The organism is Pseudomonas sp. GW823-FHT02C02, from assembly GCF_058797635.1.
Map to the genome: position 1 here is coordinate 12,620 of NZ_JBXAJV010000014.1, position 22,443 is coordinate 35,062.

Sequence of the window (22,443 nt, forward strand, 5' to 3'; positions counted from 1 at the left end):
AAATGTAATTTTCGCTTCATTTTAATGACAGGTTCGCACGTTTATACTTTTATCAAGTGAGCGGAGGAATTGAACGTGAGTATCTTAAAAGCAGTACTGGCAGTTTCGGTTATTTCCGCCTCGTCCTTGGTAATGGCCGAAGGCGGCGGCGACCGTGTCTATGGTCGCATGATTCAGGACAACGAAAAGGCGATGCAGGAGTACGCTGTATCCCGCGACAAGAACCCGCCCGAGGTAACCCACTATCGGTACGGCATGAAGCTGGACATCGCCAAGCTCGTGCATATAACCTCTACCGGTTCCAGCTGCGAGGTTATGCCGGCCCAAATGACCTATGAGGACTCCAACGGCAATCTGCAGATTCTTGAGTATCGCGTAATGGGGACAGCTTGTCGGAATCAAAACTGAACTTCAGATTGAACTTACAGAACGCTGACTGAAAAGTAACTTAAAGTCACTCTGCCGTTATTTGGCGTGTGTGAATATGGTGTGAGCACACGGACGATGCCCTGCGCACTATGGCAATTACTACAAGAAACTTGACAGAGATCACACTGCCAGAAAACATAGGAGCGTTACATGAATAGTGAAGCCCTGTTGGGTCTATCACTGATTGCTCTCAGAGTCAGTGCCGGACAGGTCACAATGGCTACTGAAGAGAAACCAAAAGGTTTCGTCGAGGGCTGCGGCCTCACCATTTTGAACCGCAATCTCTACTTCAATCGCGATTTCCGCAAAGGGCAGGCGAGCCGCACAGGCAACGGCTACTCGGAAGAATGGCCTCATGGCCTCATGGGATCATAGGAGGATTTGTGTCTATCTTCACCGAGGGCGCTGTGGGCTTTGGGGGCGACGCCTTTGCGATGCTGGGCCCGAACTCGACTCTGGCGACGGGCAATCCGGTAGTGGCGGCTCCTGCCTGAAAGCTTTTGCGGTATCACTATGGCCAACACCAGTATCGATGGCTTGGCCCTTCAGGGTGGCCGCCTCCATTCAATGAGCGAGCCCAATTTCAGCAGCATGCGCGATGGCCTCACTACGTTCTACGCAGGCACCGTCGACTCCCCCTAGATCGCTTATTTTGGCAGCGATTATACGGTCAACGACAACGTCGGCATCAGTCTCTATACAAGCCGACTCAAGGATACCTGGAATCAGTACTACGCCGGCACCACGTTGAGCTATCTGCTCTCAGATGATGTCGCCCTGATCGGTGGACTCAACTACTACAACGCCGTCGATGAAGGGAAACAACAGTTGGGTAGCTTCGATAACAACATCTGGAGCGGTAAGGTCGGGGGTACAGTTCGGTGCTCATACCCGGGTTGGATTGCGCTTCCATCAGTTCTGATTGCAGCTGCTGCATCGAGCTGTGTATGCGGGCGGTTTCCTCGGCACGAATTCGATCGGCGTCTGGTTCGTACTCGAACTGGAGCAGGAAGTCTTTCAGCAAGAATTCATGGGTGCCATGGCTCACATAGGTTGACCGAGTTGAGCCATCGGGCTGCGGGATTTCAATTTCCTCGCGAGTACCAAATTTTGACGGGTGCGCTCGCATGACAATGGTGTGCGCGGTGTCATCGACCCACTTAATCGATTGCAGCAGCAGAACTGAATCGAGGGTGATGCCCTTTTGCGGGATCGCCGAAGTGGCTCGCCAGTATTGGCCGGCCTGAAGAGACTGGAATTTCTCCACACGCTCAAAGTCCTCGAGTGGGCGGCGGGTGGTTAGGGTGCCCCACGTGCTCTCAGGAGAGTACTCGCTGTACTAGAAAGCAGACTGGGGGTTCAGAAGATTCTTTATGCCATGGGCAGGCCAAGAGGGGAGGCTGAGCGGACATAAGCAGAATGCTCAGCGCGACAGGGGGCTGCCCGTCAGAGATGGCCGGATTTTGTCGGCGGGTTAAAGCAGTAACCGCCCGAGGTCCCATCTATCAGTAATGGCTCGGAGTGGAGCTGGGCTCGCGACAACTCCGCCCATTGCTCGGCTGCTTGACCAAGGTTAGTAAGACAACCTGGGCCACTACCGTTCTGCCCATAGAGTGCAGCCGGTATTGTCCCGGCCATCATTCCGGTGCTGATTGTCGCAGCAAACCCAAGCGCCAATAGCGCAGCAATGCCCAACCCGGTTGCGATAGTTTTTTTAGTAATCATGACGGCGGCCTCGTCGAATCTTCATCGTCGAGGCTACCCATTCGGCCTGGCGGTAGCAGCCCAATCTGAGCCATATCAGGGGCATCGGTCGTCAGTTATGAGGCGTGGTGTCGGCTTACGAAGTAAATGCAACTTTTTGCAGATAGCTTCGACCGTTTGTCATGGTGATTTTTTTGATCAGTAGGCCAGTTCGTTGCCGATAGCAGCAACGCGTCTGTGAAAGTCGTCCGTGGCTGAAAATCGCAAAGCAACGCGGTTCGCCAAAGCTGATAAACGTGCGTGCCTGGAACGGCTAACCCCTACAAAAGTATCCGCCAGTTCTGGAAGCTCGCGCATGTCGAAAGCGATTTTCTTGCCATCGGCCAAGACGGTGCTAACGATGTAAGCCATGTCAATTTCAGCTTTCAACACTGTCCCTACCGATACGGTTTCACCGCTTGTCAGCACAGCGGGGGCCTGAGGTCCTGCGCGATATTCGTTTGCCATCATCTGCATGTGCATTTCCGTTAATAGATGGTTTGCGACTCGTACTCGGGCAAACAACACATGCCGAGGATGCTAGGACGCGACCTCACTGGCTGGCCGGTCATCAGCCGCTTTTGGAGGTTTGGCTCGTCCGGCCAGCAACCATGAACCATGTTGAATATCCGCATCAGGTAATCGTCCTGAGCGGCCATGTGCGTGACATGCCAAGGTTTATCGTAGAAAAGCGACGTTGATCCTTCAATTGACTCGATCAGCTCACGGTGTTCATCGAGCCGTTTGTTCACCGAGTTTCCGAACTGAAGAAGTGTTATCGCTTCTTCGCTCAACTGTGTACGCATATGGTTCTTTCCCCTACGAACGCGCTTGTACTCGGGCTTTGATTACCCGTTGCTTCTGGCGCTCCTGAGTCATTCGCCAGAGACCTGCTACCCCCCAAGGCCAAGACCATCCTGCCAAACAAAACAACAGGAGGTTTACGCTTACCTCTGGCAGCAGCTCCAGCGGCTCGCCGTGACCGACCCCGTAGACCCAGCACCATAGTGCGGTCCAAAGAATAACGCCCCAAATTTTGAGTGCTTTAGCCTGTACTTTTGTCATGCTCGTTTCCGTTAATTCGCGGCGCATGCCATTGAGGTGGTTTCTTGGGCTTCATACGGTGGCCAAGTCAAATATGCCGTTGCCGCTCCAGACGCTATCAATCCAGCCAGCCAGATCCAAACCTTCACGGCTGCAAGATCAGTCGACGACTGAGTGACTATCTCAACCCACGGAGCCCAAAAAAGGCTAAAAAACACCATGGAGGCGAGCACCGCTAAACAAGTAATCCCTACGTTTTTCATAGCTTTTCCTCATCATGAAGGCCGTACCAAAGAACCGCTTGCGCGCCGAAACCAGCAACACCCACTACAGCGCCAAGAGTGATCAGCGTGCCTGAAGAATGCCAAAGGCCGAGCAAAGCTAACACCGCTCCGAAAGCACCAATCAACATCGGTACCCTGCGTGTCCAACGCGTCTGATGTTTGACCTGGGCGATCATTTGCCGCTTCAACTTCTTCAAATCCTCATCGCTCATCCCTGTTCGACTCCTGAGTCAGCGGACGCGAAAACCGCGCCCTGGTACTGCATTTATGCCGACCAAATTATGTAAACAAACCTTGTTAGACAGCGAAAATAAGGCCCTTGGAGAGTCAAGGTTTCTAAAAAGTGGAAATTAATACTCGAGATTCGGCGAGGTGTTTACAAAACTCAGAAATCGCCCCAGCCCCCTCATATGCCATCGGGTGAATCGTGGCGGGAATCCGGGGCGAATCAGTGAACAGCATTACAGCAAGAACGGGATTTTTATGAGGACCATCACGAATATCACGAATCGGCGACTAAAAATGTTTACTTATGATTGTGAATGATTATTATTAGCGCGCATCCACCCTGAAGGATATGCGTCAGTGATACGAACCTCTCCGGTGTTTTCCCGGTTACAAGCAGGGAACAACGTCTACGGCTTGCTCAATTCTCTACCTTCACCGATGCTCTGCGAAATGCTCGCGTTTGCGGGCTACGACTTCGTGATTCTCGATCTTGAGCACTTACTGCGCTCCGAAGAAGACATCATGCATTGTGTCCGCGCGTGTGAGGCCGCTGGCATTTCGCCTTGGCTGCGCATACCTCAAGTGGACGAAAAACTGATCGGTCGGGCACTGGATGCCGGCATCGAAGCCATTGTCCTTTCACGCGCCGAAAGTGCTGCGCAAGTTCAGCTCGCCATTGAAGCGGCGTTCTTTCCCCCCTTGGGGAAACGCGGAATAACCGGTGGCCGTATTACCGGATTCGGTCGCCTGCCCTTACCCGAATACATTGATCTGGCCAATCGTCAGACGCCGATTGTTCCCATGATCGAAAGCCGCGCCGGGGTCGACGCTCTCGGCGAAATCCTGCAACTGCCGGGCGTCGGCATGATCATGGAAGGCGCACTGGATCTGTCGCTCGATCTCGGTCTGGGACCCGACCCTCTCAATCCCCAAGTCTGGCAAACGCTGCAAAACATGGCCGATGCCTGCCTCAGCGCCGCAATACCATTCTGCGCAAACCCCCGCACTGCTGAACAGAACACGCTGTGGCGCGCTCGCGGGGTCCAAAGCTTTCTGGCCGGTGAAGACCGGGGCTTGCTGCATAACGCATTGAAAGCCCGCCTGCATTCTCTCCAACAGTAAAAATGAGCCAACGTAGTCCACATGAAAACAACAACAAAATCCCTACATTTTTCACTCAGTCTTATCACTTTGGGCATCTGTCACGGTGCCATGGCCGCCGATCAACCCGTCGATTTGTCCACCAGACCTGCCAGTGACATGGAACTGGCACCCATGATGATTCAGGGTGACGTTCTCGGGACGGCCAGCGATCAGGAGGTGCGTACCTATGCCGGCAGTCGCAGCGTTGTCGACTCCAGCGAACTGAAAAAAGCCAGCGTCCGCGGTGTGGACGACGCGCTGCAACGGGTACCGGGCATCAAGATCTTTGACGAAACCGGCACCGGCGCCTTGCCACAGATATCGGTACGCGGGCTGTACGAGAGTCGTAGCGGCCGGATTCAAGCGTTGTCGGATGGCATTCCACTAGCACTGGCGCCGTACGGCCAGACGGGTCTGTCGCTGTTTCCAGTGACCATGGCCACTGTAGACCGTATTGATGTCGTGCGTGGGGGCGCAGCGGTGCAATACGGTCCGAACAACGTTGGCGGGGTGATCAACTTCATCAGCAAGCCGATTCCGCGCGAGTGGGAAACCACTCTGCAGGAGAAGTTGACGTTCAATGCTGGCGGGCGCCAGTTGTGGGACAACTATGTGGGCACCGGCGGCTACCTGACCGACAACTTCGGCCTGCAACTGGACCTCAATACCCTGGGTGGCGAATACGGGCGCGAGCACTCCGAGACCGATGTGCAGAACTACCGTCTGCGCGGCCAGTGGAACATCGACGACGATCGCGATCTGAGCTTCGGTATCCAGCACTACAAGGCCGATATGGACCTGGCCGGAGCACTCAGCGTGCAGGATTACAAGGATGATCCACGGCAATCGACGCGTCCGCTGGACCGCTTCGAGGGCGACACCAATCGCGTGTGGGGCACCTACACCCAGCGCCTGGGCGCCATGGGGCCGTTCGACTCAGTAGAATACAGCTGGACCAACTTCGCCCACGACAGCTACCGCAACTTCGTAGTCGGCCTGCCGTTCACTCCGGACGGTACGGCGGTGACCAAACAGGACGGCCCACGCGACTTTAAAGTCTGGGGCACGGAGCCGCGCATCAGTGCCACCATCGATGGCGACACGGTTGGCCAGACCTGGTTGCTGGGCGCCCGTTATGTCAGCGAAGACATCGACTACAAGGTCAACCGCCAGCGCGTCGCTACCGGCGTGACGACGCCGTTCCGGGACTGGAAGTTCGATGACGACGCCCGCGCGTTCTACCTCAGCAACGCCATCAGTCTGCTCGATCATCGCCTGACCATCACCCCCGGCGTGCGCTACGAAAACGCCCGCATGGATTACGCAGACGGCATCACCGGGTTCTCGCGCGAGAACAAATCCGAAGAATGGCTGCCGGGCCTGACGGTGGGTTACCAGGCGACCGACGCCTGGTTTGTCTACGCCAACGCCCAGAAGTCCCTGCGTCCACCGCAAGTCACGCAGATCGTCAAGGAAGGCGATGTCGGCGCCGAACTGGCGTGGAACTACGAGACCGGCGTGCGCTATACGCCATGGGACGGCATGCGCGTCGACTTCAACTTGTACCGCATCGATTTCGACGACCAAATCAGCTACAACGCCACGACTGACCGCTTCAATAACCTTGGCAGCACACGTCACCAAGGTTTCGAGAGCGAGATTTTCTGGACGCCGCAAGCTCTACCTGATCTGGACCTGCACGCCAGCTATGCGTACCTCGATGCCAAGCAACGCAACGGCACATTCAAGGGCAACGAAGTGCCGTACTCCTCGCGCAATCAGTTCACGGTTGACGGTCGTTACCGTTTTGCCGAGCACTGGACCTACAACCTTGACGGCCTGTATGTCAGCAGCGCTTACACCGATGCCGCCAACTCCAGCGATGAAGATGCCACAGCCAGTGTGGGCAAACTGCCTGCTTACTGGGTCTGGAACACCGCCATTGAGCGTGAGTTCGAGCTGGCAGACAAAAGCGTCCTGACCGCGTCCGCGGGCATCAGCAACCTGTTCAACCGCGAATACTACTTCCGCGGTATCGACACCAGCCCGTGGGGTCGTCAACCCGCGCCAGAGCGCTCGCTCACCCTAGGCGTCAACTACCGCTTCTAAACCGCGCACTTGCGCACTTGTAAACCAGTGCCCGATCCTCCGGGACGGGCAACTGCTGCCCCCAGGAAACTGCCATGCAACGCCCATTCGTCATTCTTGCCCACGTCGCCCACCCTGCCATTCTTGAGGGTTTCCTGCCTGCCGCGCACAAACGCGGGTTGCCGATCGTGGTGATCACCGACCACGCTCAGGACCACCGGCGCCTGCTCGCCACCTCGCACATTTCGCCGGATGAGCTGCACGTTATCGAATGTGATGTGTTCAATCCGCTAGCCGTCGTCGAGACACTCAACAGCCAGGGTTTGCGCCCCGCCGCAGTGTTCTCCAACAGCGATCACCTGCAGACCGCGACAGCAATGGTGGCCGAGATATTCGAATGCCCCGGCAAGGACTGGCGACTGTGCTATGCGGCAAAGAACAAGGCGGCCATGCGCGAGCGCATGCAACGTCTCGGCTTGCCCGGCCCATGGTTCCAGGTGATTACATCGAATTCCAAACTGCCGACCGATGCGCCATGGCCGGTGGTCGCCAAGCCTCGTGAAGGCGTCGCCAGCCTGGACGTCAGACTGTGTCACAACGCCGCCGATCTGGCCGTTTACTGCAAACAGTTCTGGCAGCAGCAACCGGACCGGGCGTTGTTGCTGGAGGCGTACATGGAAGGTCCTTTATTCACCCTCGAGACACTGGGCGACGGGCGCAACCTGCAAGCCATCGGTGGCTTCGACGTCACCCTTTCAGCACCGCCGCATTTCGTAGAACTCGCCGCACGCTGGAATGGACAACTCAGCCGCGCGCAGCGCGCCGGCGCGCTGGCTCAAGTGGCCGCGTTCGGGGTCAATTTCGGGGTTTGCCACAGCGAGTTCATTCTGACCGCCCAAGGCCCGGTACTGGTTGAGATCAACTATCGCAGCATCGGCGATGGTCGCGAGTTCCTGCTTGATCGGCTGCTGCCACAGGGTTGGTTCGACCGCATCGTCGCTTTGTATTTGGGAGACAGCCTGATCGACGCGCAACCGGCGCAAGCCGAAGCAACCGTTCATTACCTTGTGGTCGACCGCTCGGGGCGTCTGGATCAGGCCAGCGCCAGCTTCAACGTCGAACGTGAGGGCCATTGGTGCGATTACCGCGCACTTCACAACACCGGCGACACCGTGACCATCAGCCATTCCAACAAGGACTACGTCGGCGTACTGAGACTGATCGCGCCGGATGAGGTGAGCCTCGAAGCGCAACTGAATTCGACTCTGAACGACCTGAAGTGGGTGATGGCATGAGCCTGTATCCGGACGCCGCGGATCAGGCGTTCATTACTCGACGCATCATCGATTGCTGCCTGCGCGAGGACATCCGAGGGATCGTCAGCACAGGACAGATTTGTCGGCTGCCAGAAGAACTGAGTCAACACTTGCAGCATCAGCCCGACGCAAGCTGGCTGCGAATCGCCCATCTGGGCGCCGACGAACTATGGCTGCCGGTGGTCAAGGCGTATCCGTTGCAGGACTGGATCGGTACAGGCGACGCCTGGATCAAAGTGTCGCCGCAAAGCCACGGCGAGGTTCAACGCGACTACGGGCTCTGGCTGGGCCACCTGAGCCACGGGCTGGACGAAGAAAGTCTGACGCTGTTCGCGGCGTACCTGAAAGAAGCGGATTGCGCGACCGAACACCGGACCCTGTGCAATCAGGCGTATCGCCAGCATGGCCCTTCGCTGAGCGACGTGACTGCCCTGAAAGACTGGTCGCAGAGGCTGCTGAAGATCGATCAACTGGCGAGCTACCTGGATCACCCGTTTTATCCAACAGCGCGGGCCAAAAGCGGCTTCGATGCCGCCGCGCTCAAAGGCTACGCGCCGGAGTTTGCGCCGCGCTTCGAACTCAACTGGCTGGCGATTCCCAACAACGCCCTGACCCTGACCAGCCCGCAGCCGCTGCACTGGCCGGACTTCGAGGACGTCGGCTTGTCACCGACCTTGCAAAACAGCCATTCATTACTGCCAGTACACCCGCTGACCTGGGACGAGCTGGATCAATACGGTCTGCCTGAAGGCACGTTCAAGGCTCCACGTTCGGCCATGCAGGTCGAACCTACGCTTTCCGTGCGCACGGTGGCCTGCATTGATCACCCTCAGTGGCACATCAAACTGCCGTTGTTGGTCAGCACGCTCGGGGCGCGCAACTTGCGCCTGATCAAACCCAGCACCCTCTACGACGGTCACTGGTTCCAGGCCACCCTGCTGGCCTTGTCCGAGCGCGATCCTGCACTGGCGTCACGTTATCTGCACGTCGACGAAAAACACGGTGGTCATGCCGCCGAAAGTCGTCACCTAGCCTATATCGTGCGCCGTTACCCGACGGGTCTTGAGAACACCACACTCGTACCTGTCGCCGCGTTGGCCAGCCCGCTTGCCGATGGACGCCTTTTCTTCGAACAGTTGGCCGAGCGCTTCTACGCAGGTTCGTTGCAACACTGGCTGGACGATTATCTCGATCTGCTGCTGCAGGTCCATCTGCGACTGTGGCTGCATTACGGCATCGCGCTGGAGGCCAACCAGCAGAACGCCGTCTTGATGTTCGAACAAGGTCAGCCATTGCGCCTGCTGATGAAGGACAACGACGCCGCTCGCCTGTGGCCTCAGCGCTTCACCCATGCCTGCCCGGATCTCACTGATCTGCCGACAGCCTTGCAGGACGAGCGCATTCGCGTCGACAGCAGCCAACCGTTGGCCGAGATGTTCTGCACCATCACCTTGCAGCTGAATATTGTTGCGATCCTGGAAGCGATAGCGACCGCAGGCCTGGCCTCTCGATCCGGTCTGTACGGCACGCTGCGTCAGCGTCTCATGACCTGTCTGCAACAACTCGAAGCAGAAGGCATCGACTGTGACGACGCGCGTCGATGGCTGCTCGACAGCCCGAAACTGCCGGTGAAATACCTGCTCAGCGCCGGCAGCCTGTTCAGCAAGGCGCATTCCGGTGCCAGTGACATCAACAAGTTCTATGGCTACAGCGCGGCGAACTTCCTGCTGGAGGATGCTCCATGCAACGGCGTCTGATCACCAGCGTTCTGCTGGGGCATTACCTGTCGGCCTTCACGGCACTGGGTATTCCGTTGTACTTGCCGCGCATCCTCACCGACCTCGCACCTGACACACCAGGCTGGGCCATCGGTGTGCTGTTCGTGTTGCCGACGCTTTGCACCGCACTGGCGGCGCCGATCTGGGGACGCTGGGCCGATCGCAACGGTTGTCGCTTGTCGTTACTGCGGGCGCATGCCGGACTGTTCGCGGGTTTTCTGCTGGCAGGCTTCAGCCCTAATCTGACGGTGTTCGTCCTGGCGTTGATCATCCAAGGCACCTTCGGCGGCGCAATGGCGGCGTCCAACGCCTACCTGTCGACCCAGTTCAAGGGCGGCGATTTGTCCCGCGCCCTGAACTGGACACAGTATTCGGCGCGCCTGGCGATGATCAGCGGCCCGATCCTGTTGGGGCTGCTGACCGCGCAAGGCATGGGATTGAGCCTGTATCGCTATCTGGCCTGGTTACCGCTGCTGGCCTTCGTACTCATCCTGCCGCTGCCCAAGGACGCCCCCAAGCATGTCTTGGACAGCAAAAAAGCAGAGGCATTGGGCGACCTGCCGGAAGACATGCCGCGGCTAATGGCGGTGCAGTTTCTGTTCAGCTTCGCGATGGTCGTCACCTTTCCTTACTTCATGCCCTTCGGCGAGCAACTGGGAATTGGCAGCGATGCCATGATCGGCGTGCTCTACAGCCTGCCGCATCTGGTTTACCTGCTGGCCCTGCCCTGGGTTCAGAAGCATCAGGGCAACCTGCTATTGCCGGGGCTGGCACTGCTGGCAATCAGTAACGCGTTGCAATTCTGGAGCGTGCAGGCCGAACCCCTGTTCATTCTGCGTCTGCTCAGCGGAGCCGGCATGCTGCTCAGTTTTGTCGGGCTGCACCGCTGCCTGAGCCAGCGCAGCCGAAAAGGCAGCGCCGGTCGCCTGTTCGGCTGGTTCGACTCCAGTGGCAAATGGGCCGGTACCGCCGCTGGTGTCGCAGCCGCTATGGTCAGTCAGACCTTCGGCATTGCGTCCCCCTTTCTCGTTGCGTGCCTGGCGGCCATGGCGGCCATGGTACTCGCGCGCCCTCTATTGATGACCTCCCGGGAGATTCCGGCATGACGCTCGCTATCAATACCGTATCGTTGAACACCGTATCCCAGCATGACCATGCCCTTGATGGCGAAGCCCAGCGACATGCCATCGAGTGCCTGCTCAATTGCTATCTGCGCGAATACGCATTGCCACGCAACGAAGCGAACCTGAACTATCAAGCCCAGGATCTGCCGATGAGCCTGCGCCAGGCCAATGGCCGTTGCATCAGCATTCGCCTGCCCAGTGGCCGCGTGGTCGTACGCATCGACCGCGCCAGTCTTCTGGGCCGCTGCCACTACATCAGCGCCCCCTACTTCAAAGGCAATAACCAGAGCTGGCGACCGTTGAACGCCCACGAACTGGCGCGCCTGCTCTGTACCCCGCTGAGTGGAGCCGACCGCGTCGGCGAGATGCTGCAACAGATCGGCAACAGCCTGCAGATCACCCGCACCTTTCTGCGGCATTCATTCCCGGCCAACGAAACAGCCGACAGCCTGCTGGCGTCCGAGCAGCATCAGCTGTGGGGCCACGCCCTGCATCCGACGCCGAAAAGCCGCGAGGGTATCTCCCATGACGATTTGCTGGCTTGCTCGCCGGAAGTTGGGGCGCGCTTTCAGTTGCACTGGTTCAAGGTCGATCCGACGCTGATTCGTCATCAGGGCGAAGATCCGCGCAGCACGCTGAGCCAACTGTCGGGGCGCGAGGACGCCTATCCGTGCCACCCCTGGGAAGTCGCCCGCGTGCTTGCCGACCCGCTGGTGCAACGGGCGCAGCAACAGGGTTTGATCACCTACCTCGGCCCCCTGGGTCAGGCCATGTACCCGACGTCGTCGGTGCGCACGCTCTACCATCCGCAGATGGCCTACTTCATGAAGTTCTCGATGCACGTGCGCCTGACCAACTGCGTGCGCAAGAACGCTTGGTATGAACTCGACAGCGCCGTCGCCCTCACTCGCCTGCTCGGCCCGAACATCAGCGAGTTGGCGACGCAACAACCGGGCTTCATGTTGATGCCCGAACCCTGCGCCACCAGCCTGGACCTCAGCGCCCTGGGTACGCTGGAGGAGGCCCGCGAAGTCACCGAATGTTTCGGTATCGTTTACCGGGAAAACCTTCCCGTCGTCGACCGCGAGCGGTACCAGCCACAAGTGGCAATGGCACTGTTCACCTGGGATCAACAGGGTCGCAGTGTCTGCCGCCAACAGGTACAGCGCTACGCCGACAACACGGGCCTGACCATTGAGCAAGCCACGCTGAACTGGCTGGACTCCTACGCCGGTCAGATGCTCGGCGGCGTGCTGTATTGCCTGTTCCGTCAGGGCGTGGCGCTGGAGCCGCATTTGCAGAACACGGTCATCGGCTTCGCTGAAAACGGCCTGCCCAGTCAGGTCTGGATTCGCGATCTGGAAGGTACCAAGCTGGTCCCTGAAATCTGGCCCGCTGAACGCCTGAGTGCGCTGGATGAACGTACCCGCAGCTCGGTGTACTACAGCGCGCAAAAGGCCTGGCAACGAGTGGGCTACTGCGCACTGGTGAACAATCTCGGCGAAGCGATCTTCCATCTGGCCAACGGCAGCGGCGCGCTGGAACAACAATTGTGGGACCGAATCGGCGCCCTGCTGCACGCGCAATCCACGCGTCTGGGCCATCCGACAGAACTGCGTGAGTTGTGCGCCGGCGCGCCCTTCCCGAGCAAGGAAAACTTCATGACGCGCCTGATGATGCGCGCTGACCGCGAGGCCGGTTACACCTTACTGCCCAGCCCGCTGGCGATGATTGAAAAGAGGAAACACGCATGAGCCTTCCTGCCTCCGTCACCCGACGCATCGAGCAGCTCAAGACTGAACACGACGCGCCATTGTGCGCCTACGTCTACGACCTGCCTGCCCTTGAACGGCACGTAAAGGCAATGCGTCAGGTACTGCCCGAAAACTGCGAATTGTTCTACGCCGCCAAGGCCAACCCGGAAGCTCTGGTGCTGAAAACCCTGGCGCCGTGGGTGGACGGTTTCGAGGCTGCCTCCGGCGGCGAGCTGACGTGGCTGCATGAACAGTGCCCCGACCAGCCGCTGATCTTTGGTGGCCCCGGCAAACTCGATCGCGAACTGGATATCGCCCTGCAGTACCGGATTTCGGCGTTTCACGTGGAGAGCGTGACCGAACTGCGAAGTCTGGCGCGCATCGCCCGCGAACGCGGTGTGCGGGCTCCGGTGATGCTGCGGCTGAATCTGAAGCTGGCCCAGACACCGCAGAGCCGATTGGTCATGGGTGGCAAACCCACGCCGTTCGGTCTGGATGAAGAAGGTCTGGCAAGCGCCCTGCAATTGCTGCGCGAAGAACCGTCCCTAGAGCTCAAGGGACTGCATTTTCATCTGTTGTCGCACCAGTTGGATGTCGACGCGCACCTTGAGTTGATTCGCAGCTACTTCCTGACCTTCCGCCAGCTGTGCGCCGACCACGACCTGCAACTGCCGCTACTGAATGTCGGCGGAGGGATGGGCATCAACTATCAGGACGCGGCCAAGTCATTCGACTGGCCACGGTTTTGTCAGGGCCTGCAGGGGTTGATCAATGAGTACGACATGGGCGCGACGCGCATGCGTTTCGAGATCGGCCGCTTCATCAGCGCTGCCTGTGGTTACTACGTCATGCAGGTGCTGGACATCAAAAGCAGTCACGGCGAGTTTTTTGCCATCGGACGTGGCGGTACCCATCACTTTCGCACGCCTGCGGCTCAAGGCCACGACCATCCGTTCACCGTACTGCGAGGCACTCAGCCGGCACAAATCAGCGATCAGTCCGTGACACTGGTGGGTCAGTTATGTACGCCAAAGGACGTCCTTGCCAGACAACAACCGGTGGCGCAGCTAGCGATTGGTGACCTGCTAGTATTCACTCTCGCGGGCGCCTATGCCTGGAACATCTCGCACCAGAACTTCCTGATGCACGAACCACCATTGAAGGTTTTTATCGAGGGCTGATTCCACGCATATCTGTGGTTGCTTGTCCGATGTGTCCTTCAAACTCTTCGGACAGCTTTCATCCTGCTTAACCGAATTTTCAACGGATGGGAAGTGGGTGGTGATAACTCCTTTCGAAGTCCCATAATGAGGCTTCGGCACTTGCCGATGGGGTTGCCGTCTGCCAGCGGACAACATGCCGAGATGACAATCCGGGTCATATGATGAGTGGGGCAGAGCAGTTTTGACACTCCCTGTGAACAATAGGGATAAACTCGCGATCTTGCAGTTTGCGTAATTGCACGTAGTTGACCACCCATTTGCATTGCATCTGACCATCTATTTGCATTCAACTTGACCGGCGTGCTCCGTTACATCGGCAGATAAACGAGAAACTGGCCTACGAGATCGCGCTGCTCAAGCGCATCAAAGTTGTCAAGCGCAGCGAGCAATTAAGCCCGGATCAAGCCAGCTTGCTCGACGATTTGATCGATACCGACATCGCTGCTATCGAGGCTGAACTTGAAGCGCTGCAACCGACGTCAACAGAAGTCAAAGTACTCCAGCAACCCAAGCGCGCACCGCTACCGCCGCAGTTTCCTCGCACCCTGATCCATCACGAACCGGACAACAGTTATTGCGAGTGCGGATGCGCCCTCAAACGCATCGGCGAAGGTGCCAGCGAAAAGCTCGACTACACGCCCGCCGTGTACACCGTCGACCGCCATAGTCGTGGGAATTGGGCCTCTGAGCATTGCGAAACGCTGATCCAGGCGCCGGTACCGGCGCACGTCATCGACAAGGGCATACCGACGCGGCCTGCTGGCCCACGTCATTGTGGCCAAGTTCGCCGACCATCTGCCGCTCTATCGGCAAGAGAAAATCTTAGGCCGTGCCGGGCTGCCCATTGCTCGCTCAACGCTGACGTAATGGGTCGGCTCGTGTGGCGTGCAGCTACAGCCGCTGGTGGATGCGTTGCGCGAATCCCCTCAAACAAACGCCCGGCAATGCCGGGCGTTTGTTCTTCAGGTCCGTACTCAGAAGCGGTAGTTGGTGCTCAGCTCCAGCGTCCGTGGCGCACCAGGCGTGATCAGATCCACCGAGCCATGCGCCGAAGCGTAATAGTCCTTGTCGAAAACGTTGCGCAGACGCAGGGCCATGTCCCATTTCGGCTGGTTGTACAGCAGCGCGGCGTCCACTGTTGTGTAAGCCGGCATGACCACCGTGTTATCCAATGCGGTGTAGCGATCATCGACATAGTTGGCCCCCATGCCCACACGCCAGGTTTGTGTCAGCGAACGCACCAACCACAGGTTGGCGCTGTGTCGTGGAGTCAAGGTGGGTACCTGGCCTTCGTTGGCGACACCGTTGGTGCGGCTGTTGGACTTGGTGATCTCGGCATCCAGATAGGCGTAACCGGCATAGACCTGCCATTTGTCACTCAACTGCCCGCTGGCTGTCAGCTCAAGGCCATCGGTGCGCTGCTCACCCGCAAGCACCAGTTTGGTCGGGTTCGCCGGATCGCTGGTTTTCATATTAGTGCGTTCCAGACGGAACAGCGCCGCCGTCAACGCCAGGCGATTGTCGAGCAGATCCCACTTGCCGCCGATCTCGAAGTTGGTGGTCTCCTCGGGTTCGAGATCCTGGTTCGTCGTACTCAGGGCGAACATCTCGGCGGAGGGTTGGTAGGAGCGGCTCACCGAGACGTAATAGGACTGCACTTGATCAGGCTGATAGACCAGACCGACTCGCGGGCTCCAGGTAGTATCGGTGCGCGACAGCTTGCTGTGCGTCAGGTCATCGGCGTATTCCTGGTCGAACACGTCATAACGCACACCCAGCAGAGCCTTCCATTGCGGGGCCAGTTCGATCAGATCCTGCACGTAGAACCCGGCAGTGTCCTGGGTATTGGTGCCCTTGGCGGTTTGTCGGTTGGCCTGGAACGGCACGTCGACCAAGGCATCGCGGTACACCGGCACCCTGGCCACATTGGATTGGCTGAATACGGACTGGTCCTTCACCTGCCGCCCCAGCTCCACACCATAGAGCAGGTTATGGTTCATCCCGGCGAGCACGGCGCGCTGCTTGAGTTCGGTCTGGTTGAACCACCCGTCTTCCTTGCGCTGCACATTGCCGCGGTTCAGTTTTACCAGCAGTTCACCATTGGGAGCAGTGACGAAACGTGTCGGGCTGGAGTCAGCGAGTGTGTTGTTACGATCCAGGTCGTAGTGGTAGTAGCGACTGGTATTGCTCAGGCTGAAATCGTCATTGATCCGGTAATCGACGCCGGCCGTGAACGAGAACACCTCGCTGCGGGTGTAGTCATCATCTGGATCAGCGGCACCGAAGCGCTTGTCGCGATCCACGTCGACCGGACGGTCGCCTCGTGCCGGGATGCCGAAGTCGATCAGGCGCTTGTCATACAGATAGGTAGCGCCCAGGTTCAGCTCCAGATCATCCGAGAGCTTGAAGTAGGCCGACGGTGCGATAGCCTTGCGGTCGATGTAGCCGTCATCCCGGAAGGTGTCACTGTTCTCCAACGCGCCTGTCACACGAAAGGCTTTATCGCCTTGCTGCTGATCGGCCCAACCGGCATCGAACTGAGTGCGTTTTTTACCCTCGCTGTCGACACTGACGCCGACCTCCTGCTTGGGGGCGAAGTTAGGTGTCTTGCTGATGCTGTTGATCAGCCCCCCCGAAGAGCCTCGGCCGTAGAGCACCGCGGCCGGCCCCTTGATCACTTCCACCCGCTCGACGTTGGACAGATCCCGGAAGTACAGCGCATCGTCACGAATGCCGTCGATGTACATGTCGCCAATGGCACTGAAACCACGGATGGTGACCTGGTCGCGCTGGCCGTCACCATTGGACAGGCCGATACCGGGGACATTCTTCAGCACGTCTTCCATCGACTGAGCCCCCTGATCCTTGATGACGCTCTGGGGGATCACGTTGACGGTTTGCGGGATATCCCGCAGCGGGGCATCGATCTTCAGCGCGCTCCTGCTCTCGGTCGCCATATAGCTCTGCTCGCTGTACTCACTGTTCACAGCGGTTGCCGGTAGGGTTAGAGCAGACTCCGTTTCTGCCTGTAAATCAGGTACAACCAGAACGCCCAGCAACGACAGAGAGACTGGGTAAATGCGCGATCGAGCCACCATGGACACCTTTTGGATGAATTATCGCACAGATGATAACGATTATCTTTTGTAAGTAAATACATATCATTCCGATACAAATAATTGACGCTAATCAGAACGATCGTCTCAATTTAATCGATGGCCTCTGCGTCACGCGCTTGCCAATCTTCTGCTCTGGATCAAAGTCCATCGGGATATGCAACAGCTCTTCATGACTGCTCAACGGGGCCGGAAATTATCCGATTCAGCGGCGTCGCTGAAGGCAAGTGAGAGGATGCGGAACTCATAGGCTAGAGGGCGGTTTGGGTTCGCCTTGAACGCATTTTCAACATGCTCGAACAGATCGAGCTGGGGTTTTGCTGGGGGAACTGACATGGTTTGCCTCGGGTTACTAGGCTGATGGTGCAGATTCGAAACGCCCGAAGCGTTGTTGGCTGCGGGCGATTTTATAGTCGAGGGAGCAGGGCTTTCGTTAGGGGAGGGCACTCCATCCGCCGTCTGAAACGCCACAAAGAAATTGGGAGAGCTGCAGGCTCAGTCGATCATACGGAGAATGGCGGATCGCTCAGGGTGAGGTTTTGCTTCGGCCTGGACCTTGGCAAGGTCATCATCGTTCCCTTGTGGACCAAGTTGGTGGTCGCGGCCGTGATGCCCTTCGTGGTTGGGGTTGAAAACGCCGGCGCTGAGCTTCCGAGCTCTGGAGAAGCTGTTGTGGCCTTGGCCAACACCACAGGGGCACCCCAGGAGGCGATCCATGGATTCATCTCTTGGCTATCCGACTCGGATCAGCCTGGCGAACAAATTTCACTTGAGCGGCTCGTTGAGCTCGCTGGGGAATGGGAAGAAACACATGCTTGAACAACACACCACCACACCTGTGGCCTGGCCTGACTACACTGATTCCGCGCCGGAGCTGTTGACCCTGGTAAAGGGGTTTCTTGAGGAGGCCCACGCTAAGCATAAGCTCCATCGTGGGGAGCCCGTGAAGACGACCAACAAAGGTTCTCATCGCCTAATCTCGTGCGATGCCGTCCTCTCGCAAGTTCAGTACAGGCCGGACCGCTATAACGCTTTGCGATTTGATTTCAGCCTCTACTTGGGCCATGGACTGTATGGAACGATCAGCACAATCAGCGTGATATCCGCGCTGCGTCAGGAGCTATTGTCCAGGGTGGGAGCGGTCGTTGACCAATCTAAATTCGCCATCATGGACACAGGTTTTGAGGCGGTCCTGAGCAATGGTTCACTTTCGGTGTTAAGCGAAATGAAGGCAGCGGGGGCAGTGCTCAAGGCGCATCTGTGGGTTCGTGCCAGCGCTCTGGACCCGACCTTGCGCCCAGAGTATTCTTTCGTCTCCTAAAGCATGACAGCAGACTGATCTGCCGGCATGAGGCCACCTGGCCATGCGTCGCGACGAGGACGGCAATCCGCTGACCAATCAAACGCGTTGGGAGAGCGACATCGAAGCCAATTAGGTTGTTCAAGCAGGAACACTGAAGGACGTGTCCTTCCGCATGCGCCAAGCGACTACCTGCGCAACCGATTTCGAGTCGGATCTGGATGAGGTTCGCCTCATCGTCGAATACCCGCTCGCAGTGCTTTAAGCTACGTCGGCGAGCGGCCTCCACCGGCGCTCGCCTTTTTTTCGTACCAAGGAAGACGATGAGCCATCCGGCTCTACAACAGCCTATTTCTAACCATCCAGGGCCTGAAGAGGAACGAGGATGCTTAGGTTTATAGACAATTATGCTTGGCAGCATAAATTATAAACGCGAGCATAATTGTCCATAAAGCGGCCATCAGCCTCGGCAGGCGGCTGGCTTCTTTTGGAGAAAATGGGTGTTTACGGAGCGCGTTGCCAGGATTCCGAGCGCCCGACCTTGAGAGGGAAAGTCGAGCGCTCGGCATCTAGCAGAGATGCTACTTGGTGGGGTAGTCGGCGATGACTTGGTCGGTACCGGCCTTGGTCAATCCGGTCACTTGATAGGCGTGCTGGGTGCCACCTGCCTCCATTCCAGGCGAGCCCGCCGGCATTCCAGGAACGGCTATGCCGACCAGATCATTTCGCTTGGAAAGCTCGATGACCTGGGCCGCAGGCACGTGGCCCTCTACGAACTTACCATCGATCACTGCGGTATGGCATGAAGCCAGCCGCGGAGCAACGCCCAGTCGCTGCTTAACCGAGGTCATGTCGTGCTCAACATGATCGATAACCTGGAAGCCGTTCGCTTCGAGGTGCGAGATCCATTTTTTGCAGCATCCGCAGTTGGCATCACGGTGCACATCGATTGTCAGGGCATCCGCTGCTTGAGCGGTCGACGCTATGAACAAGGCGGCCAGCACCGCCAGGCGCGCCCCTTTGCTTTTAACTTTCATGTACGTGCTCTTTGCCATCGGCATGGGTGTGAGTTTTGGGGGCAGCTACCGGGGCCTTTTCCTCATGGGCATGCCCGGTGTCATGATGACCGGCACCGCTTTTCGCCTTTGAGCTATCTGCAGCATGGTGATCGGCACCGTTTGCAGGCTCAGCGGTATTCGAGGAGTGATGATCCGCACCGCCTGCAGCATCGCCGTGATGGTCGCCATTGGCATTTACTGCTGAACTGTCCGATGCATGGTGATCGGCGCTGGCGCTTTTATGCTGCCCCTCATGGTTGTGCATCTGGGTTTCGCCGCCCCCATGCTCGTGACCGCCGCTTGATGCAACCAGGGCTCGATACTGTTCAGCATTAAGTTTTGGCAGTTCGTTTAAGAATGCCACCATGCCCCAGATGTACTGATCGCCCATGCTCTTGCCCCAAGCAGGCATGCCCGTGGCTTTGATGCCATGCTTGATCACCCAGAAGGTTGCAGCCGGATTAGCATCGACACCGACCTTGGCCAGGTTCGGCGGAGCTGGATAGAGAGCTTGGCTTAGTTCGGTCTGGGCGACACCTGGGGCCAAGTGGCAGCCAATACACATGGAATTGTAGTTGCCTGCCCCGGCACGGATCATGGCCTCGCCATTGAGGTTGGGAACCTGAATGTCCTGGGAGCGCACCTCAATAGAACGATCACGGGCCATCGACAGGAATGCATACACGGCTGGGAAGTGGGGATCATCGGCACCAACATTGACCAGGCCAAAATAGGCACCGGCAACTACCGCAGTGCTTCCGACGACGCCCGCCGCCACTAAGGTCTTAATTGTTCTTTTCATGTCCGCCCCTTAGAACCACATGCGAATACCGGCTACAAATCGAGCCTCGTTGGTATCTTCCCCTTCGTCGCCGGCAAAATCGGCGGTGTTGCCATAGGTGCGACTCCAGGTGACTCCGATATAGGGAGCAAATTCACGAACAATCTCGTAGCGCAGTCGCAAGCCCACTTCGGTATTGGCCAAACCAGAACCAATCCCACGCTGAGGATCGTTTTTGCCGTAGAAATTCACTTCGGCTGTCGGCTGCAAGATCAGGCGATTGGTGAGCAGAATGTCGTATTCGCCTTCTAATCGAGCGGCGGTCTGGCCGTTCTCGCCGATGAAAGCGGTTGCTTCAGCTTCGAAGTTGTAGAGGGCCAAGCCCTGAATGCCGAAGGCGGCCCAAGTCTGCGGCGACTCCGGTTTGAAGTCCTGGCGGACACCCGCGACGACATCCCACCAAGGACCGATCGAGTGCCCGTACAAGGCCTGCAGCTCAGCATCTTCGGTGACGCCATTGGTGCGTTCGCCCTCGGAGCGGAGCCAGAGACGATTGACGTCTCCGCCGATCCAACCGATCGCATCCCAGGCTAGTGTGCTGCCTTCATCGGCATCCTGGTATTCGAGCTGGTCGAGCAGGAAAAAGTTGTTGATGGCACTGTCGTGCACCTTGTGGCCCGGCAAGGGCGGAAACGCGGCTTCACGATCTGCGCCCGTTAGAACCGGGATTGGGCTGCGGCTGGTGGTCCTTGGGGTCTCTGCGTCATCATGATTCATCTGACTGTGATCCATGGTGCTGTGATCCATGGAATCCATTTGACCTTGCATAGCGCCGTGATTCATCTTGCTATGGTCCATAGCGGCCGGCTTGTTCTGGGCCTTTTGGCCCTGCTTCATCTGGCTGTGACCCATAGAACCGTGGTCCATTTTGCCGTCATCCTGCGGCGGCATCGTGCCATGTCCCATCGCGGAATGATCTATTTGCCCGGTACTGGACGCACTTTGCTTAGCCGCTGGGGGCTGAGGCATCGAATGATCCATCGTTTCGGCTGCATTGGCCAAGCCGCCAGTCATCGCGCACAACGACGCTGTCAGCGCGATGAAAGTGGGGCGTGAAAACCTAGTGGTCATGGTTCGAACCCGCTTCAGCTTTGTTGGCGTCGTGCTCAGGCTTCTTCTTGTCGTGATCCTTGTCGTCATGGTCCATCGAGCCGTGATCCATTTTGCCATCGTTCATCTGTGGGCTATCTGAGGATTGCCCAGGCGGCTGAACTGCCCCCCTGTTTCCAGAGTCGTGGGATGCGGCTGTGGAGTGCTCGCCTTCACCGGCGAACGCAGCAGGCAGTTGCATCGCGCCCAGCAAACCAAGTGCGATGGCACTGCTAATCAAGGTTTTGCGCTTCAGAAATGTACTCATCAGAAATCTCCTTTACTCGTCCACACGAACTTCACGAAACATACCCATTTCCATGTGGAGCAGCAGGTGGCAGTGGTAGGCCCAGCGGCCGAGGGCATCGGCAGTAACTCGATAGCTGCGCTTCGTACCTGGCGGCATATCGATCGTGTGCTTGCGAACCATGAACTTGCCGTTCTCATCCTCAAGGTCACTCCACATACCGTGGAGATGGATGGGGTGGGTCATCATGGTGTCGTTGACTAAGGTGATTCGAACCCGCTCGCCGTACTTCAGGCGCAGCGGTTCCGCATCCGAGAACTTGATGCCGTCGAACGACCAGGAAAACTTTTCCATGTGCCCAGTGAGGTGCAACTCGATAGTCCGGCTGGGCTCACGGCCATCCGGGTCGGGAAAGGTGCTTCTCAGATCGGAATAGGTCAGGACGCGGCGACCGTTGTTACGCAGGCCAATACCCGGATCGTTCAGCTTGTGAGTCGGGGTCATGGTCTGCATATCGACCAGTGGGTTATTGGTTTCAGACGCCGGATGCGACTGCATGCCCCCGCCCATTCCAGCCATTCCTGAGTGGTCCATACCGGCCATGTCGCCCTGGTCCATGCCGGACATCTTGCTATGGT

The 22,443-nt window shown here is 57.9% G+C and carries 18 protein-coding genes and 3 pseudogenes; 12 read left to right on the forward strand and 9 right to left on the reverse strand.

What is annotated here, in order from left to right:
• Window positions 1–75: 75 nt before the first annotated feature.
• Together AC1ROI_RS22680 and AC1ROI_RS22685 are read left to right on the forward strand one after the other, a co-directional pair.
• The gene (locus tag AC1ROI_RS22680; RefSeq protein WP_102599568.1) at window positions 76–408 is read left to right on the forward strand and encodes a DUF2790 domain-containing protein; all 333 of its coding nucleotides are present in this window, start codon (window positions 76–78) and stop codon (window positions 406–408) included.
• Between the two features lie 171 nt (window positions 409–579).
• Window positions 580–1,321, forward strand: a pseudogene (locus tag AC1ROI_RS22685) (OprD family outer membrane porin); the annotation flags it as partial.
• 1,010 nt (window positions 1,322–2,331) lie between these two features.
• On the opposite strand, the gene AC1ROI_RS22690 reads toward AC1ROI_RS22685, so the two are convergent.
• The 3 genes from AC1ROI_RS22690 to AC1ROI_RS22700 all read right to left on the reverse strand — a co-directional run bounded on the left by AC1ROI_RS22690 (window position 2,332) and on the right by AC1ROI_RS22700 (window position 3,712).
• Entirely contained in the window at window positions 2,332–2,649 is a 318-nt protein-coding gene (locus AC1ROI_RS22690; RefSeq protein WP_102599566.1) for a hypothetical protein, read from the reverse strand.
• 11 nt (window positions 2,650–2,660) lie between these two features.
• Entirely contained in the window at window positions 2,661–2,978 is a 318-nt protein-coding gene (locus AC1ROI_RS22695; RefSeq protein ID WP_102599565.1) for a hypothetical protein, read from the reverse strand.
• A gap of 497 nt (window positions 2,979–3,475) precedes the next feature.
• On the reverse strand, window positions 3,476–3,712 hold the full coding sequence (locus AC1ROI_RS22700) for a hypothetical protein (RefSeq protein WP_102599562.1): 237 nt from the start codon (window positions 3,710–3,712) through the stop codon (window positions 3,476–3,478).
• Between the two features lie 373 nt (window positions 3,713–4,085).
• Here AC1ROI_RS22700 and AC1ROI_RS22705 point away from each other — a divergent pair, with 373 nt between their 5' ends.
• From AC1ROI_RS22705 to AC1ROI_RS22740, 8 genes and pseudogenes are all read left to right on the forward strand, one after another.
• Window positions 4,086–4,850 carry an HpcH/HpaI aldolase family protein gene (locus tag AC1ROI_RS22705; protein WP_207235031.1) on the forward strand — a complete coding sequence of 255 codons (765 nt, stop codon included), beginning with the start codon at window positions 4,086–4,088 and terminating at the stop codon, window positions 4,848–4,850.
• A gap of 21 nt (window positions 4,851–4,871) precedes the next feature.
• The gene (locus AC1ROI_RS22710) at window positions 4,872–6,980 is read left to right on the forward strand and encodes a TonB-dependent receptor family protein (RefSeq protein WP_102599560.1); all 2,109 of its coding nucleotides are present in this window, start codon (window positions 4,872–4,874) and stop codon (window positions 6,978–6,980) included.
• A 74-nt stretch (window positions 6,981–7,054) separates the two neighbouring features.
• The gene (locus tag AC1ROI_RS22715; protein WP_102599559.1) at window positions 7,055–8,254 is read left to right on the forward strand and encodes an ATP-grasp domain-containing protein; all 1,200 of its coding nucleotides are present in this window, start codon (window positions 7,055–7,057) and stop codon (window positions 8,252–8,254) included.
• Window positions 8,251–10,032: an IucA/IucC family protein gene (locus AC1ROI_RS22720; protein ID WP_102599558.1), complete on the forward strand. Its 1,782-nt coding sequence runs from the start codon at window positions 8,251–8,253 to the stop codon at window positions 10,030–10,032. The genes AC1ROI_RS22715 and AC1ROI_RS22720 overlap by 4 nt, the downstream gene beginning before the upstream one ends.
• Window positions 10,017–11,159 (forward strand): MFS transporter, encoded by a 1,143-nt coding sequence (locus AC1ROI_RS22725; protein WP_102599557.1) that lies wholly within the window; start codon window positions 10,017–10,019, stop codon window positions 11,157–11,159. Before AC1ROI_RS22720 ends, AC1ROI_RS22725 begins: the two co-directional genes overlap by 16 nt.
• Window positions 11,156–12,931, forward strand: a complete 1,776-nt coding sequence (locus AC1ROI_RS22730; protein WP_102599556.1) for an IucA/IucC family protein — start codon at window positions 11,156–11,158, stop codon at window positions 12,929–12,931. The genes AC1ROI_RS22725 and AC1ROI_RS22730 overlap by 4 nt, the downstream gene beginning before the upstream one ends.
• Complete coding sequence (locus AC1ROI_RS22735) at window positions 12,928–14,112, forward strand: type III PLP-dependent enzyme (RefSeq protein ID WP_102599555.1); 1,185 nt, start codon at window positions 12,928–12,930, stop codon at window positions 14,110–14,112. The genes AC1ROI_RS22730 and AC1ROI_RS22735 overlap by 4 nt, the downstream gene beginning before the upstream one ends.
• Before the next feature lie 320 nt (window positions 14,113–14,432).
• Window positions 14,433–15,018 (forward strand): annotated as a pseudogene (locus tag AC1ROI_RS22740) (transposase); the annotation flags it as partial.
• Between the two features lie 110 nt (window positions 15,019–15,128).
• On the opposite strand, the gene AC1ROI_RS22745 reads toward AC1ROI_RS22740, so the two are convergent.
• Window positions 15,129–17,252, reverse strand: coding sequence for a TonB-dependent receptor (locus AC1ROI_RS22745; protein WP_102599554.1), 2,124 nt, complete (start codon window positions 17,250–17,252; stop codon window positions 15,129–15,131).
• A 733-nt stretch (window positions 17,253–17,985) separates the two neighbouring features.
• Between AC1ROI_RS22745 and AC1ROI_RS22750 the strand changes: the two genes are divergently transcribed.
• Both AC1ROI_RS22750 and AC1ROI_RS22755 read left to right on the forward strand, forming a co-directional pair.
• Window positions 17,986–18,591, forward strand: a complete 606-nt coding sequence (locus tag AC1ROI_RS22750) for a hypothetical protein (RefSeq protein WP_102616820.1) — start codon at window positions 17,986–17,988, stop codon at window positions 18,589–18,591.
• A 43-nt stretch (window positions 18,592–18,634) separates the two neighbouring features.
• Window positions 18,635–18,835: pseudogene (locus AC1ROI_RS22755) on the forward strand (OprD family outer membrane porin); the annotation flags it as partial.
• Window positions 18,836–19,151: 316 nt separating this feature from the next.
• On the opposite strand, the gene AC1ROI_RS22760 reads toward AC1ROI_RS22755, so the two are convergent.
• The 5 genes from AC1ROI_RS22760 to AC1ROI_RS22780 all read right to left on the reverse strand — a co-directional run.
• Window positions 19,152–19,607, reverse strand: a complete 456-nt coding sequence (locus AC1ROI_RS22760; protein ID WP_102599551.1) for a DUF411 domain-containing protein — start codon at window positions 19,605–19,607, stop codon at window positions 19,152–19,154.
• Complete coding sequence (locus AC1ROI_RS22765; protein WP_102599550.1) at window positions 19,597–20,430, reverse strand: c-type cytochrome; 834 nt, start codon at window positions 20,428–20,430, stop codon at window positions 19,597–19,599. The genes AC1ROI_RS22760 and AC1ROI_RS22765 overlap by 11 nt, the downstream gene beginning before the upstream one ends.
• A 9-nt stretch (window positions 20,431–20,439) precedes the next feature.
• On the reverse strand, window positions 20,440–21,540 hold the full coding sequence (locus AC1ROI_RS22770; RefSeq protein WP_102599549.1) for a copper resistance protein B: 1,101 nt from the start codon (window positions 21,538–21,540) through the stop codon (window positions 20,440–20,442).
• A complete protein-coding gene (locus AC1ROI_RS22775; protein WP_102599548.1) occupies window positions 21,530–21,826 on the reverse strand; it encodes a hypothetical protein in 297 nt (98 codons plus the stop codon). The genes AC1ROI_RS22770 and AC1ROI_RS22775 overlap by 11 nt, the downstream gene beginning before the upstream one ends.
• 12 nt (window positions 21,827–21,838) lie before the next feature.
• Window positions 21,839–22,443, reverse strand: a 605-nt coding sequence (locus tag AC1ROI_RS22780; protein ID WP_492573982.1) for a multicopper oxidase domain-containing protein, incomplete at its 5' end; no start/stop codon positions are given.

Excerpts from the sequence above, each read along its gene's own strand:
- AC1ROI_RS22700 (WP_102599562.1), bottom strand. The coding sequence starts at position 3,712 with ATGAGCGATGAGGATTTGAAGAAGTTGAAGCGGCAAATGATCGCCCAG.
- AC1ROI_RS22730 (WP_102599556.1), top strand. The coding sequence starts at position 11,156 with ATGACGCTCGCTATCAATACCGTATCGTTGAACACCGTATCCCAGCAT.
- AC1ROI_RS22760 (WP_102599551.1), bottom strand. The coding sequence starts at position 19,607 with ATGAAAGTTAAAAGCAAAGGGGCGCGCCTGGCGGTGCTGGCCGCCTTG.
- AC1ROI_RS22745 (WP_102599554.1), bottom strand. The coding sequence starts at position 17,252 with ATGGTGGCTCGATCGCGCATTTACCCAGTCTCTCTGTCGTTGCTGGGC.
- AC1ROI_RS22765 (WP_102599550.1), bottom strand. The coding sequence starts at position 20,430 with ATGAAAAGAACAATTAAGACCTTAGTGGCGGCGGGCGTCGTCGGAAGC.
- AC1ROI_RS22690 (WP_102599566.1), bottom strand. The coding sequence starts at position 2,649 with ATGCAGATGATGGCAAACGAATATCGCGCAGGACCTCAGGCCCCCGCT.
- AC1ROI_RS22775 (WP_102599548.1), bottom strand. The coding sequence starts at position 21,826 with ATGAGTACATTTCTGAAGCGCAAAACCTTGATTAGCAGTGCCATCGCA.
- AC1ROI_RS22695 (WP_102599565.1), bottom strand. The coding sequence starts at position 2,978 with ATGCGTACACAGTTGAGCGAAGAAGCGATAACACTTCTTCAGTTCGGA.
- AC1ROI_RS22735 (WP_102599555.1), top strand. The coding sequence starts at position 12,928 with ATGAGCCTTCCTGCCTCCGTCACCCGACGCATCGAGCAGCTCAAGACT.
- AC1ROI_RS22710 (WP_102599560.1), top strand. The coding sequence starts at position 4,872 with ATGAAAACAACAACAAAATCCCTACATTTTTCACTCAGTCTTATCACT.
- AC1ROI_RS22770 (WP_102599549.1), bottom strand. The coding sequence starts at position 21,540 with ATGACCACTAGGTTTTCACGCCCCACTTTCATCGCGCTGACAGCGTCG.
- AC1ROI_RS22720 (WP_102599558.1), top strand. The coding sequence starts at position 8,251 with ATGAGCCTGTATCCGGACGCCGCGGATCAGGCGTTCATTACTCGACGC.
- AC1ROI_RS22715 (WP_102599559.1), top strand. The coding sequence starts at position 7,055 with ATGCAACGCCCATTCGTCATTCTTGCCCACGTCGCCCACCCTGCCATT.
- AC1ROI_RS22725 (WP_102599557.1), top strand. The coding sequence starts at position 10,017 with ATGCAACGGCGTCTGATCACCAGCGTTCTGCTGGGGCATTACCTGTCG.
- AC1ROI_RS22750 (WP_102616820.1), top strand. The coding sequence starts at position 17,986 with ATGGATTCATCTCTTGGCTATCCGACTCGGATCAGCCTGGCGAACAAA.